The organism is [Anoxybacillus] calidus (genome assembly GCF_013760845.1).
In the GTDB taxonomy this organism is placed as follows: Bacteria; Bacillota; Bacilli; order Bacillales; family Anoxybacillaceae; genus Paranoxybacillus; species Paranoxybacillus calidus.
Map to the genome: position 1 here is coordinate 620,050 of NZ_JACDUU010000001.1, position 13,390 is coordinate 633,439.

The 13,390-nt window shown below is 37.6% G+C and carries 19 protein-coding genes; 16 read left to right on the forward strand and 3 right to left on the reverse strand.

Annotated features, from left to right (window positions below):
• Positions 1-100: 100 nt before the first annotated feature.
• The 5 genes from ablB (at position 101) to HNQ85_RS03370 (ending at position 3,858) form a co-directional block, all read left to right on the forward strand.
• Positions 101-973: a putative beta-lysine N-acetyltransferase gene (ablB, locus tag HNQ85_RS03350; protein ID WP_181536504.1), complete on the forward strand. Its 873-nt coding sequence runs from the start codon at positions 101-103 to the stop codon at positions 971-973.
• Between the two features lie 77 nt (positions 974-1,050).
• A complete protein-coding gene (gene kamA, locus HNQ85_RS03355; protein ID WP_181536170.1) occupies positions 1,051-2,463 on the forward strand; it encodes a lysine 2,3-aminomutase in 1,413 nt (470 codons plus the stop codon).
• Positions 2,460-2,738 (forward strand): YokU family protein, encoded by a 279-nt coding sequence (locus tag HNQ85_RS03360; protein WP_181536172.1) that lies wholly within the window; start codon positions 2,460-2,462, stop codon positions 2,736-2,738. Before kamA ends, HNQ85_RS03360 begins: the two co-directional genes overlap by 4 nt.
• 69 nt (positions 2,739-2,807) lie before the next feature.
• A complete protein-coding gene (locus HNQ85_RS03365) occupies positions 2,808-3,038 on the forward strand; it encodes a YozE family protein (protein WP_181536174.1) in 231 nt (76 codons plus the stop codon).
• A 136-nt stretch (positions 3,039-3,174) separates the two neighbouring features.
• Positions 3,175-3,858 (forward strand): hypothetical protein, encoded by a 684-nt coding sequence (locus HNQ85_RS03370; RefSeq protein WP_181536176.1) that lies wholly within the window; start codon positions 3,175-3,177, stop codon positions 3,856-3,858.
• Positions 3,859-3,861: 3 nt separating this feature from the next.
• On the opposite strand, the gene HNQ85_RS03375 is transcribed toward HNQ85_RS03370, so the two are convergent.
• On the reverse strand, positions 3,862-4,014 hold the full coding sequence (locus HNQ85_RS03375) for a DUF3930 family protein (protein ID WP_181536520.1): 153 nt from the start codon (positions 4,012-4,014) through the stop codon (positions 3,862-3,864).
• Between the two features lie 136 nt (positions 4,015-4,150).
• Between HNQ85_RS03375 and HNQ85_RS03380 the strand changes: the two genes are divergently transcribed.
• Positions 4,151-4,327: a YozD family protein gene (locus tag HNQ85_RS03380; protein WP_181536178.1), complete on the forward strand. Its 177-nt coding sequence runs from the start codon at positions 4,151-4,153 to the stop codon at positions 4,325-4,327.
• A gap of 160 nt (positions 4,328-4,487) precedes the next feature.
• On the opposite strand, the gene HNQ85_RS03385 is transcribed toward HNQ85_RS03380, so the two are convergent.
• Complete coding sequence (locus HNQ85_RS03385; protein ID WP_181536180.1) at positions 4,488-5,636, reverse strand: DUF2515 family protein; 1,149 nt, start codon at positions 5,634-5,636, stop codon at positions 4,488-4,490.
• Positions 5,637-5,728: 92 nt separating this feature from the next.
• On the opposite strand from HNQ85_RS03385, the gene HNQ85_RS03390 reads away from it, so the two are divergent.
• The 5 genes from HNQ85_RS03390 (at position 5,729) to HNQ85_RS03410 (ending at position 8,294) form a co-directional block, all read left to right on the forward strand.
• Positions 5,729-5,911, forward strand: a complete 183-nt coding sequence (locus tag HNQ85_RS03390) for a hypothetical protein (protein WP_181536182.1) — start codon at positions 5,729-5,731, stop codon at positions 5,909-5,911.
• The gene (locus HNQ85_RS03395) at positions 5,911-6,744 is read left to right on the forward strand and encodes a serine/threonine protein kinase (RefSeq protein WP_181536184.1); all 834 of its coding nucleotides are present in this window, start codon (positions 5,911-5,913) and stop codon (positions 6,742-6,744) included. The genes HNQ85_RS03390 and HNQ85_RS03395 overlap by 1 nt, the downstream gene beginning before the upstream one ends.
• The gene (locus HNQ85_RS03400; protein WP_181536505.1) at positions 6,731-7,501 is read left to right on the forward strand and encodes a sporulation protein; all 771 of its coding nucleotides are present in this window, start codon (positions 6,731-6,733) and stop codon (positions 7,499-7,501) included. Before HNQ85_RS03395 ends, HNQ85_RS03400 begins: the two co-directional genes overlap by 14 nt.
• 190 nt (positions 7,502-7,691) lie before the next feature.
• Entirely contained in the window at positions 7,692-8,009 is a 318-nt protein-coding gene (locus tag HNQ85_RS03405) for a YodL domain-containing protein (RefSeq protein WP_181536186.1), read from the forward strand.
• 120 nt (positions 8,010-8,129) lie between these two features.
• Positions 8,130-8,294 (forward strand): hypothetical protein, encoded by a 165-nt coding sequence (locus HNQ85_RS03410; RefSeq protein WP_181536188.1) that lies wholly within the window; start codon positions 8,130-8,132, stop codon positions 8,292-8,294.
• A gap of 30 nt (positions 8,295-8,324) precedes the next feature.
• Here HNQ85_RS03410 and HNQ85_RS03415 read toward each other — a convergent pair whose 3' ends face one another.
• Positions 8,325-8,468 (reverse strand): hypothetical protein, encoded by a 144-nt coding sequence (locus tag HNQ85_RS03415; RefSeq protein ID WP_181536190.1) that lies wholly within the window; start codon positions 8,466-8,468, stop codon positions 8,325-8,327.
• Positions 8,469-8,567: 99 nt separating this feature from the next.
• Between HNQ85_RS03415 and HNQ85_RS03420 the strand changes: the two genes are divergently transcribed.
• From HNQ85_RS03420 to cysK, 5 genes are all read left to right on the forward strand, one after another.
• On the forward strand, positions 8,568-8,969 hold the full coding sequence (locus HNQ85_RS03420) for a hypothetical protein (protein ID WP_181536192.1): 402 nt from the start codon (positions 8,568-8,570) through the stop codon (positions 8,967-8,969).
• 244 nt (positions 8,970-9,213) lie between these two features.
• Positions 9,214-9,918: a purine-nucleoside phosphorylase gene (gene deoD / locus HNQ85_RS03425; RefSeq protein WP_181536194.1), complete on the forward strand. Its 705-nt coding sequence runs from the start codon at positions 9,214-9,216 to the stop codon at positions 9,916-9,918.
• A 183-nt stretch (positions 9,919-10,101) separates the two neighbouring features.
• Complete coding sequence (locus tag HNQ85_RS03430; protein ID WP_181536196.1) at positions 10,102-10,926, forward strand: M15 family metallopeptidase; 825 nt, start codon at positions 10,102-10,104, stop codon at positions 10,924-10,926.
• A gap of 310 nt (positions 10,927-11,236) precedes the next feature.
• The gene (locus HNQ85_RS03435) at positions 11,237-12,112 is read left to right on the forward strand and encodes a cation diffusion facilitator family transporter (RefSeq protein ID WP_181536198.1); all 876 of its coding nucleotides are present in this window, start codon (positions 11,237-11,239) and stop codon (positions 12,110-12,112) included.
• A gap of 212 nt (positions 12,113-12,324) precedes the next feature.
• Positions 12,325-13,248, forward strand: coding sequence for a cysteine synthase A (gene cysK, locus HNQ85_RS03440; RefSeq protein WP_181536200.1), 924 nt, complete (start codon positions 12,325-12,327; stop codon positions 13,246-13,248).
• Positions 13,249-13,390 lie beyond the last annotated feature (142 nt).

The following is a 13,390-nucleotide window of genomic DNA, read 5'->3' on the forward strand; positions in this document are numbered from 1 at the left end:
CAGAAGGACTGGACGCAATTGAACAGACAATCATGCATCATTTGTAAAAAGATGTATGAAATGACCTTTTACATCGTATGCATGGTAAAAAATGCGTGTAATGGAAGGAGGTGCTGTAGCTTGCCCATCTAATCAATGTTACGTGAACAAAGAAACATACTGGTGCCATATCATTTATGATGATTTTAACAAAAGGCTCAGGGTGGAAGATTATCGTGGTCATTTATATGAGTTCATTCAGTATATAGAAAAGGAGGCAAAGCAAAAATTATATGAAAAAATCATTATAAAAGCGAGATTTGAGCATGTTCCTCTTTTTATAGAAAAGGGATTTATTAATGAAGGATGGATTCAAGGCTATTTTAATGGCAGTGATGTTTACTTTTTGGCAAAGTATTTAATAGCAGGGAGAAGACAAAGTGATGACTGGTGTAAAGAAGACGAAATCATTCATTCCATTCAAAGTCAAACGAGATATAACGATTTATCATCTTTGCCTGATGGATTCTTCATGAGAAAAGCAGAAGAAAAAGATGCCGCGGAGTTATCGGGATTGTATAAAACCGTCTTTGCTGTTTATCCGACACCATTGCAGCAGATGGATTATGTATTGCACATACTGAAAAGTGGAACAATCTTTTATGTCATTGAAAAAGACGAACAAATTGTAAGTGCTGCTTCAGCAGAAGTGAACGAGACGTATCATAATGCAGAGTTAACAGATTGTGCGACACTTCCGGAACATCGTAAACACGGATTTATGAAACATTTAATCTACCAACTGGAGATGGACTTACGAAAGAATGGCATATTTTGTGCTTACTCTTTGGCCCGCGCTAAATCCTTCGGGATGAACGCCGTTTTTCACCAACTCGGTTATCAATATGCGGGTCGCTTAACAAATAATTGTTATATTTATCAAGAATTAGAAGATATGAACGTTTGGTTTAAAAATTTAGCTTATGAGCAATAAAACAATAATAACGTGTTACGTCTTTGCCGTGCTTTGCATGTAATAGTAATACATTACGAATGAAGGAGGCATTACGCATGCAAATGCAATTATATAAACCAAAGCGGCATTGGAAAGAAATTGAGCTTTGGAAAGATGTAACAGAAGAGAAATGGAATGATTGGATCTGGCAATTGACGAACACCATCCGTACGCTTGATGATTTGAAAAAAGTTATTCATTTAACACCAGAAGAAGAGGAAGGGGTGAAAATTTCAGCAAAAACTATTCCGCTCAACATCACTCCTTACTATGCTTCCTTAATGGATCCAGATGATCCGCGTTGTCCGATTCGCATGCAATCCGTACCTGTTGCAAAGGAACAATATAAAACAAAATATGATTTAGAAGATCCACTTCATGAAGATGAAGACTCTCCAGTTCCTGGTCTAACGCACCGTTATCCTGACCGCGTCTTATTTCTCATTACGAATCAGTGTTCGATGTATTGTCGCTACTGTACAAGAAGACGATTTTCTGGGCAAATCGGCATGGGGGTACCGAAAAAGCAGTTGGATACAGCTATTGAATATATTGCACAAACACCACAAATAAGAGATGTATTATTATCCGGTGGAGATGCGCTATTAGTCAATGACCAAATCCTTGAATATATATTGAAAAAACTTCGTGAAATTCCACATGTTGAAATTATCCGCATCGGTACAAGAGCTCCTGTAGTATTTCCGCAGCGAATAACAGAAAATTTATGTAGCATTTTAAAAAAGTATCATCCAATCTGGTTAAATACTCATTTTAATACGTCGATTGAGATTACGGAGGAAGCTAAAAAAGCATGTGAAATGCTTGTCAACGCAGGGGTTCCAGTAGGAAATCAAGCTGTTATTCTTAAAGGAATCAATGACAGTGTTGCGATTATGAAAAAGCTTATGCATGATTTAGTCAAGATTCGCGTTCGGCCTTATTATATTTATCAATGTGATTTATCAGAAGGGATTAGCCATTTTCGCGCACCGGTCGCAAAAGGTTTAGAAATTATAGAAGGCTTACGTGGCCATACATCTGGTTATGCTGTACCTACATTTGTTGTCGATGCGCCAGGCGGCGGTGGAAAAATCGCGCTTCAGCCAAACTATCTCATTTCACAAACTCCTGATAAAGTCATTTTGCGTAATTATGAGGGAGTCATTACTTTTTATCCGGAGCCGAAAGACTATGTAGCAGGTACAGCTGAAGCATATTTTCAAAAAATATTTCCTGATTTCGCGGAGAAAAAATCGACAACGGGAATTGCAGCGCTTGCAAACGAATCCAAATTCAATATTGTTCCGGAAGATCTTCAGCGCATTGAGCGCCGACGGGCATACGAAACCAATCCTGACCATAAGTCATTAAAAGATTTTCGTCAAAAGCGTGACGAAATGAAAGAAAAGAAATTTGAAGCGATGTTAAAGAAACTCAATAACAGAGAGGAGAAAGAGCAGCAATGAAATGTCTCTGGTGTACATCTACCAACGTAAAACCGATCGCAGCCACCGTTTATTGGGAATTACCTGATGGCACGCGGGCAATTGAAATAACGAATACCCCCAGTATCTCTTGTAACGAATGCGGAATCGTTTATCAAGAAGACGACATCGTTGAGAGCATAGAAGATCAGTTATTTTTAATTGATACAAAATCTCTTGTCCAAAAGATGGACTATGATCAATTAATGAGTCAGCCGAGAATCTTAAAAAGAAACTATTTCAAATTTATGGATTAAAAAAGCTTCACAAAATGTAAAAAAATCATTACAATATGTAAAAATTAAGTATGTAAGAGGTGAGGAGAAATGAGAAAATCGTTTTATCATTATTTACTCACGTTTCGCGATGGTCAAAAAGATGATCCGTTTGTCAGCTTTGCGAATCATGCCTATCATGATCACGGTTTTCCAAAATCATCTTCAGATTATGATGAGATTAGCAGATACCTTGAGCTAAATGGGGATTATTTAGAGAGTATGAGCATATTTGACCAAATTTGGGAACGGTATATGCAAGAGATGTGGATCGTTTATTGATGAACAGTTTTTGAAAGCGTTAACAAATGTGCTTTCTATCAATCACCATCAACCTGGCACAATAAGTGTCGGGTTTTTTTGTATATGCATATAATACTATACGCGGACTAGAAAACTTCAAAAAGGAGGGAAAGTAATGGATTTTGAGCAAAAACCGAAGTTTGCCATAGGAGATATTGTTGTGAATTTGTTATATGGCACGGTTGGAACAATTACCGATATAAAAATGTTTGATGGAACATTTTTATATGAAATTAATCATAGCAATAGTCTATTTCTTGAACATACATTAATATTACTTTCCGATTTTGATGGTGATTTATTAGTGATAGAAGAAATTGAAGTTGAATTGCCATATTTTTTGGGAGAAATGGTTCAAGTGAGAAATCAAGGTTCCGATTTGTACAAAATCGTAGGCGTGCGTACAGAAATTTGGCGTTATCAAGACGAGGGATGGGAGGAAATTATATATGAGCTTACGCGTCTTACAGACGGAAAAATGCTCGAAGCAAGTCCGGATGAACTTATACCGATCGCTCCCAACGACCACTCGCTTGTTTTCGTGCAAGATATTGTTTCGCTATCACCTATTTTCAATGATGAGTCGGAGTGGGAAGAAGGAATGCATATGTATGGAAAATCGGAAAAAGAATGGTGGCAGGCAAAAAAAAAGTATAAAGAAATGGTTGACGAACTTTTAGATATTTACAATGATTATAAACGGTTATATGAGTGGTTTCATGATGAAGAGTATAAAAAAGTGATGAAGATGACGTTGAAAAATCTGCAAAATTTAGTGACTAAGAAACCAAACGGGTAGCAGCTACATTTGAAAAAATTGTATAAGGATATACAGAAAATAAGGGATGCCTAAAAAAACAATGATTTTAAACAGCCAATCTGTCATCGTTTCCATCCATTTTGTCATTGTCTCATCCATCCGCTCTCCATTTGTGACCTCAATATGCTTGTCCATTTCTTATGTTTCTCCTTTCGTGTTTAGCTATCACTAATTTATTTTGCTGAAATGGATATTATACATAAGATTCAAAAAATTCTTTTGTCATAAAAAGGAGTACATGGACATAAAACAATACAAAGGGGGCGATGTTGTGAAAGAAATTGAAGTAGTAATTGATACGGAAGAAATTGCAGAATTCTTTTACAATGAGCTGATTCGTCGAGGCTTTATGCCGACAAAAGTGGAACTCGAGGAGATTGCGGATATTACGTTCGATTACTTAATTGAAAAATGCATTATTGACGAAGAATATGAAATAGAAGACTAACCAATGAAAATAGGGGCCGACCCAAACGTGTCTGACCTCACGCGAAAACCATGATACATAGTATATATTGTGGTTGTGGAGTCTGACACTTTGCTTGAGGGTCGGCCTCTTTTATTTTGACCATTAATCATCGGCAAGACTTAAATTCAGTAGGAGCCGTTCAAAACAGAAATTGTTTCGATCGGGCTAATGAAGATAATTCGATGATATTCGTCAAGTAGTTATCGGTTAAGTCGCAGTTTTTGAAAATAGGAATCGTGTGAAGATGTTTCACCACTGATAAATCATCAAACCAATCATCTTGTTCTGGATACCGGTGCTTTATGTTTGGCCACGCATTCACTAGTTTTGGACTATAAATAGAAGCCTTTTTTCGCATTTTTACAGTATGAAAGAAAAGGTGCGGCCAAAAGTCGGCGCGTGAGCCTGTATGTGGAGTGTTCAACGCAAACTCGTAAGCCCCGTTGTATATCTTTTTATGATGAAACAACATTCCATATAGCGTTTTGCCGATTACGATGCGATGGTCAACATTTGCAAAATCGTGAATGGTTGTTCCGGCAAGTCTCACCTTATTTTTGTCATAAAAAGGGATGAGGACATCGGTAAATCCTAACCATTGTTGAAGCAAGAATGATAGTGTTTCAAGAACATGCTCTTGAAAAAACGGCTGTTCAATGACATGTTTTTGAATATGTTGCTGTTCATTGATGATTAAGGCAACGGTCAGCAACGATGAATTTTTCGTAAGTAAAAAATGCTCCCAAAACGGTCGCATAAACGAAGACACCGAAAAATTCGGCAACAAATGAAAAACGTTCTCCCCTCTTCGTTTACTTTCTTCATATAAAAGAAGCTGAGGATAGGCATCTTGAAAAATAAACGCATTCGCACGTTCCAAACATAAAAAAAGCGGCTCAATTTGTTTTTTAGAAATAATATTTCCAATGATGTCTCCTTTTAAATCTGTCATATTCCAGCCACCATTTCTTGAAACAGTATGGGCTAAAAACGCCCAATGCACTTCTGGACAGCGCTGAAAAAATGAAAAATACGCTTTGGTGCGCGTAATATTATTCAGATTGCCTTCTTCTGTTTGCTTTTTAATCAATGAAACGAGCTCCTTTTCTGCTCCGATGGCAACTTTTGTCTGAGGAGAATTGGAAGTTAAGGCCTTTTCTAATTGTTCGCTAATGAATATTATGTTGTCGCGTGTAGTGATTGGCATTTCTGTTTTTTTTATGAAAAATTTTGTCAACGTACCGAATGAATGAGCAAGATAGGAAAACATTTTTGTTAAAAAACCCATTAAAAAAATCCTCCTAGAAAATGTTTGATGATGTGAAACTTTTATCGCTGCAATCCGTATATATGAATAGTCTGTTATAGAGGAGAGATTTTATGTTAAGGAAGCTATTAAAAGCGATTTTTACAAAAAATTCAAGTCATCATAAACATCGTTGGAGCAGTAGTGATCATTTGAAAATGTACCACTCTAAAACACACCATTCCAAATATGGTCATCATCATTATCAAAAGAAATATCATAGCGGAAGTTTCTTTTCGAGCTTCCTTGATAGCTGATGAAGAGGTGGAATTGGCTTTACGCGGGTATTGAGCATTTTTTGGAGCGTCCGTATCAAGTGGGAAAAATCATCAATCATCGCTATCGTATAAAAAATTGTCTCGGGATGGGGAGTTATGGAATTACGTATATCGCATGGGACATTGTAACGAATCAGTATGTCGTGTTAAAACAGATGCGAAAAACCAAAAGAAACAAAGGGACACTTTCCTTTCAACGCGAAGCCCAAATATTGAAAATGCTTAAGCATCCGCGCATTCCAAAACTTTATGATTCGTTTATGATTAAAGATATTCCGCACCTTGTTATGGAACTCATTTCCGGAAAAACAGTCGAAGACTTGATTTTTAAGGAAGGGAAAACGTTTACGGAACGAGAATCTTTTGAGTTGTTAATTGATATTTTAGCCATTGTACAGTATATGCATCAAAACGGAATTGTTCATCGTGATTTACGTATTCCCAATATCATTCTCAATGAAGGAAATGCGTATGTGATTGATTTTGGCTTAGCGCGATTTTTAACAGAAAGCGAGCGAATGAATAACGACGATGTGATTGAAAAAAAATTGCGAAGAGAAATCAGTGTAAAAAGTGACTTTTATGCGTTGGGCCATTTTATGTTGTTTTTATTATATTCGACATATGAACCAACGGTGAAAGAAGAGCGGAGTTGGGAAGAAGAGCTTTCTTTATCGATGGAGGCGCGCTATATTTTGCGGAAGATGTTACAAATTGACACACCATACGAAGATATTCATGAATTAAGCGCCGATATCCATCGTTTATTGCAAAGATGGGGGAATGGAGGAGTCAATGATGTCATTGTTTAACAAAATGCTGGCCAGCATCGGAATTGGAGCAGCGAAAGTCGATACAAATTTAGTTTCTGAGCGTATTGCTTTAGGAGGTGAAGTGAAGGGAGTTGTGCAGATTATTGGCGGAAGCGTAGAACAAACCATTGATGAAATTTATTTGTCTCTTTATTCTACCTATACGGTTGAAGTCAATGACCAAAAGACAACGCGCCAAGCATTAATTGAAAAATGGAAAATTGTCGAGCCATTTACAATTGGTGTGAACGAAAAAAAAGAAATTCCGTTTTCATTTAAACTTCCGCTTGACACGCCGATTTCAGTTGGAAAAACGAGAGTATGGCTTCATACAGGATTGGATATAAAAAATGCCATTGATCCTGCTGATGAGGATTATATTCGCATTGAGCCAACTCCGGTCATGAATGCTGTTTTAGCAGCGATGGAAGGAATCGGTTTTCGTCTTCGTGAAGCAGAATGCGAAGAAGCACCTCTTCCTCTTCGACGCCGTCTTCCATTTGTGCAGGAGTTTGAATACGTTCCAAAAGGCGGCATGTTTCGTGGGAAACTCGATGAAGTTGAAGTGATTTTTTTGCCAAAATCTGAACAAGAGACGGAAGTGCTTATGCAAATCGACCGCCGCGCCCGCGGTCTTGGCAGCTTTTGGGCAGAGGCGCTCGACTTGGATGAATCCATTGTTCGCTTTCAGGCCACAAATGCGGATATTCCGCATTTGCGTGAAAAACTTTCAACACTCATTCAACGATATTGTTAAATGGAAAACGGTTGGGCATAAATCCATTTGCTCAACCGTTTTTCTTTCATTGTCAAAAAGTGTCCATAGAGGCAGCTGGACAAACAAATATTTCATCCATTCGACAAAAGAAGTTTTATTTTGATAAAGGAATCGACAAACATGAAAGCTAATAAGTTTATAAAAAACTTGCTTGAAGGAGTGAATGGCGTTGGTGCGATTATTCATGAATAAAATGTTGAAAGCAAAACAAAAATATAATATCACATTGTTTCAAACGCCAAAGTTCGGTCAAACGAAAGGATATCAACAAGTGTATCATTTATCGATCGATGCTTCTGATCATGAAGAAGCATTAGCGATGGTGTACAAAATGTTTAATGTTCAAGATTTAATGCCAAAAGATTATCATGCCCGTTTTTTAAGTACGGGAGACATATTGTTAATTGATAAAGGCGGTAGGGGACAGTCGTGTTATAAGCTTTGTCCTGGAGGATGGAAAAAAGTAAGCCGTATCCACATTAGTTAAAAATATTAAGAAAATTTTAACAATTAACTTGAAACAGCTGATAATTATGGTATATTTTTATTAAGAGAAAGAATAGCTTATTTGTTTTAGGGGAAAGCATAAAGGGAAAGGAGGTACGTGATGACATTAAGAAAACGAGAAGAGGATAAGTTGAAATTCCCTGCGTTTGCCCCTGGTATTGATGACGATGAAGAGCTCAATCAAGATGCAACAAAAGCGGAAATCTCCCGCGGAGAGTTTACGACAGTGTATAAGTTATCATTTGATGAAGTAGACCCTTCATAATAAAAAAAGAGGCTGTTTTTCTTCAGCCTCTTATACGTTAGGATTTGGTCCGTTTTTTCTCCCTTTAGCGGAATATTCCTTGGCATGTGCCGTTTCTTCAGCAAGTAATGCTTCTTTTGGGATATGGTTGTTCTTCTTTTGGCCATTAATGCGATTGCGGTGCTTTTTACCCATGATCAATTCCCTCCTTTATGCTGTTCAATGTTTAGTTTGTACGTTCAAAGCTGATTCATTTACGGAATTTGTTGACAAATAGAAATGGAGAATTGTGAAATGTGGGCGGTTTTTCTATCTGTTTGTTTAGGCATCATTTCTATTCTTGCATCACTGTATGTGAAATCAGAGTTAGAGCGAGCGGTAAATCGTCGCCGCAAAATGTTTGCTCTGCATATTGTAAACATATGGATCATTAGCATCGTCATTGCCGGTTCGTATTACATTTTTAGCGGTTTATTTTCAAAAGCAAACGGCATTGAAGTTGTAAAAGAATTTTCTTACATTTTTTTAGTTTCTCTCGAATTTTCAGTCCCGTTTTATATGATTGCCTCTTTCTTATTTGAGGATTGGAAAAAAAGACAGAAGAAATATACAACAAGCGAAGATAGAAAAGTTCTTTATATTAAAGAGAAATATTTATCCTCTAAAAATAATCATTATGATTCCAAAACTTCGTAAAGGGAGACATTCTTTCTTTCTTGATTTTTTGATTAAAATAGTGTAACAGCTGTAATAAACCTTTCAAAAACGATTTTGTCAAGGAACAAAATCGTTTTTCTATTGGAAAAATCATTAAACATTCATTTATTCTTGATACTCGACTTTTTTAGCAATGTTTACTAACCAGTTTCTTCTTTTGCGAGAAATCGTAAATATGGTAAGATGGTAAAGTGTCGATTAGTAAAACAAGGAGGAGTTGTGAATGAGTATACATATTGAAGCGAAGGAGCATGAAATTGCCGATAAAATATTGCTTCCTGGCGATCCACTTCGTGCAAAATATATCGCTGAAACGTTTCTAGAAGGAGCGACATGCTACAATAATGTTCGCGGTATGCTTGGATTTACCGGTACATATAAAGGTCACCGCATCTCTGTACAAGGAACGGGAATGGGTGTACCTTCCATTTCGATTTATATTACAGAATTAATGCAAAGCTATAATGTTCAAACGTTAATTCGCGTTGGAACGTGCGGAGCAATTCAAAAAGATGTGAAAGTTCGCGATGTCATTTTAGCGATGAGCGCTTCCACTGATTCACAAATGAACCGCTTAACGTTTGGTGGAATTGATTATGCTCCTACCGCTAATTTCGAACTGTTAAAGAAAGCATATGACGTCGGAGTCGAGAAAGGATTAAACTTAAAAGTTGGTAACGTCTTTACTGCGGATATGTTTTACAATGATAATGCCGATTGGGAAAAATGGGCCCGCTACGGCATTTTAGCGGTTGAGATGGAAACAGCGGCTCTTTACACATTAGCAGCCAAATTCGGTCGTAAAGCACTTTCTGTTTTAACAGTCAGCGACCATATTTTAACAGGAGAAGAAACAACGGCACAAGAACGGCAAACGACATTTAACGAGATGATTGAAGTAGCGTTAGAAGCGGCAATTAAAGAATGATAAAGAAAAAAGGAACTGACCTAATAAGTGTCTCATCTTGCATGCATTCCACGATACATTATATATAGTTTATTTGTACAAGGTTATGTTCTATATATTGTGTGACACTTCGTTTTTAGGTCAGTTCTTTTTTCATAGCCGATTGTTTCATTAATATTTTTATTAAAGGGAAAAGGTGGAACGATGAAACGATTGTTTTTTTTACTGTTCATTGTATGTTCTGTTTTATTGAGCGGCTGTATGCTGCTTTACTCTCATGAACAGAAAACAAACGATTCAGCTCACGTTAATTCAGAAACAGAAAAAGAACAGAAAGCAACACAAACGTCTAAAACAGATCCGGAGTCAACAATCGATCCAGATTTACTTTTAGAATCACAATATTGGAACGTCATTGAAGTACAAAACGGGATCAATGTCATTATGAATCCTGAGAACATATTATCTCTTGTTAACAAGGAAAATAATTTGCCGGCAAATTACAAACCGAAAGATTTAGTCATACCGAATGTTCCATTTACATTTACGGAACAAAACGTTGATAAGCGTTTTATGAGGGCTGAGGCAGCGAAGGCGCTTGAAAAGATGTTTTCAGCCGCTAAGCAGGCGGGAGTGAATTTAGTAGCTGCTTCGGGATTTCGCTCTTATGAAAGACAGCAGTCATTATTTACACAAGAAGTAGAAAAGGCAGGGAAAGAAAAAGCGATTCATGCTGTTGCGATGCCGGGACAGAGCGAACATCAAACAGGTTTGGCGATGGATATTACAAGTCCAAGCGTGAAAAATGAAATCACGATAGCATTCGGAGAGACACGAGAAGGGAAATGGGTCGCTGAACATGCTCATGAGTTTGGGTTTATTATTCGCTATCCGAAAGGGAAAGAGCAAATTACCGGATATCAATATGAACCTTGGCACATTCGTTATGTTGGTAAAAAAGCGGCAAAGGTTATTTTTGAGCACGGGCTTACCTTGGAAGAGTATTTTCAAGTGGTGAAAAAAATTTAATGCTATTATAATCAATACTCAAAATTTTTACGCCTTCTTTCATATTACAAAACATGGAAGAAGGCGTGTTTTTATCCATTCATTAGATCGTTAATGCTAAAACTAAGTTGTTCTTCATGATGTGAATTTTTTAAACTTTTGTACAGAGGCAACTTTTTTGGTATCGTTGAAAAAAATTATCTATAGATGAAAAAGTTTGTTTAAATCTATATTCATTCATCAAACCAATTTTGTTTCTGTAGACCCACATGATGTAAAATTGGTAAACTAATACATGCAAAATATATGAATGTAAGTTAGGGTGAACGAAGTGAACAAAAACATTGAACCAGAAACGGGAGCTTGGCTAAGCATAGGGGCATATATCGGATTATCCATTATTAAGCTCATCATTAGTTATATAGCCGGTTCGCAAGCTTTGAGAGCAGATGGTCTGAATAACTTGAGTGATATTGTTGTTTCGACAGCGATATTAATCGGTTTAAAAATTTCCAAAAAGCCACGCGACCATAATCACCCATATGGACATTCACGCGCTGAACATATTTCTTCATTGGTCGCAGCTTTTCTTATGATGTTCATCGGCATGGATGTTCTTATCGAAGGATTTCATTCTATCGTTCATTTGAAAAAAGAGGCTCCGGAATGGTTAGCAGCATGGACGGGAGGATTTTCGGCACTAGTCATGCTTGGGGTCTATGCATTTAATAGACGTTTAGCGAAGCAAACAAAGAGCCAAGCGATTGAAGCAGCGGCGAAAGACAATCTTTCTGATGCTCTTGTAAGCATAGGTACGGTCATTGGCATCGTTGGAGCGCAGTTTCAATTATTTTGGTTTGACCCGCTTGCTGCCATCATCGTGGGTATGATGATTTGCAAAACAGCATGGGAAATTTTTTCAGAAACGTCACATATGTTAACAGACGGGTTTGACGAGCATATTTTAAATGAATACAAAAAAGAAATTGCTCTTGTTCAAGGTGTGCAGAAAGTAGCTGACGTGAAAGCAAGAATGTTAGGGAATGAAATCATTCTGGATGTGACGATTCAAGTCGATCCCCAGTTAAATGTCGTCAAAAGTCATGAAATTGCTGATCGAATTGAAGCTGTTATGAAAGAACAACATAATATCCAAACGACCCATGTTCATGTGGAGCCAGCGGTCCATGTTCCAAAAAGGGGCTGACCGAAAAGTGTCTGATCTCACGTGCATTTCACAATATGTCGTTCATTGATCCAATGTCATGTATCGATTGTGTTGCGGGCTCTGACGCTTTGTTTGTCAGTCTCTTTTCTATTGTGAATGCAAAACTAAGTAATCAGAGTAAAATAGTTGGTTATTTGACAAAAAATCGGTATAATCATTTCAAAATGATAAAATAGAGGTTGGGAGAGACAATGAAACTTTACGATTCGATTCTTGATTTAATTGGCAATACACCGATTGTGAAACTAAACAATATTCCTCATCCCGATGGGGCGAATGTCTATATAAAATTAGAATCATTTAATCCTGGCGGAAGCGTCAAAGATCGGCCGGCACTAAATATGATTCGTCGCGCTGAAGCAGAAGGGAAAATTATACCGGGAAAAAGCACCATTATTGAGCCAACATCCGGAAATACAGGAATTGGCTTAGCGATGGTATGCGCTGCAAAAGGCTATCGCTGTATTATTACAATGCCTGATAACGCAACGGAAGAGCGTGTGAAAATTTTAAAGGCATATGGAGCAGAAGTGTATTTAACACCTGCAGCATTACGAATGCAAGGAGCGATTGACAAAGCGGAGCAATTGGCGAATGAAATCCCGGACAGCTTCATTCCGATGCAATTTGAAAACGAAGCGAATCCCGATGCACATCGTGGTACAACGGCAGTAGAAATTCTTGAGGCGTTTGAAGGGAAACTAGATGCTTTTGTGCTAACGGCAGGAACAGGTGGCACTGTAACGGGAACGGGGGAAGAGCTAAAAAAACATATTCCTGATTTAAAAATTTATGTCGTTGAGCCATATGGTTCTCCTGTACTATCAGGAGGCCAGCCTGGTCCGCATAAAATCCCAGGAACTGGGCCGGGATTTATTCCTAAAATATTAAATCGAGAAATTTTTGATGAAATTTTACTCATTAAAGATGAAGAGGCACAAATGATGGCACGGCGTCTTGCAGCAGAGGAAGGGATTTTTGTTGGAGCATCGGGAGCAGCGGCAGCCTATCATGCTGTTCAAATTGCCAAGCAGCTTCCGCCAACTGCCCGCGTCCTTTGTATTGCTCCAGATACAGGCGAACGCTATTTATCATCAGATTTATTTACTCATTGATAGGGGCTGACTGAAAAGTGTCTGACCTCACAATAAATCTATCATATATCATGTTATCATCTAACGTTATGTACTATATAGGATAGTTGTGGGGGCTGACATTTTTCTTTAGGTCAGCCTCATTTTAAAACAACATAAATCC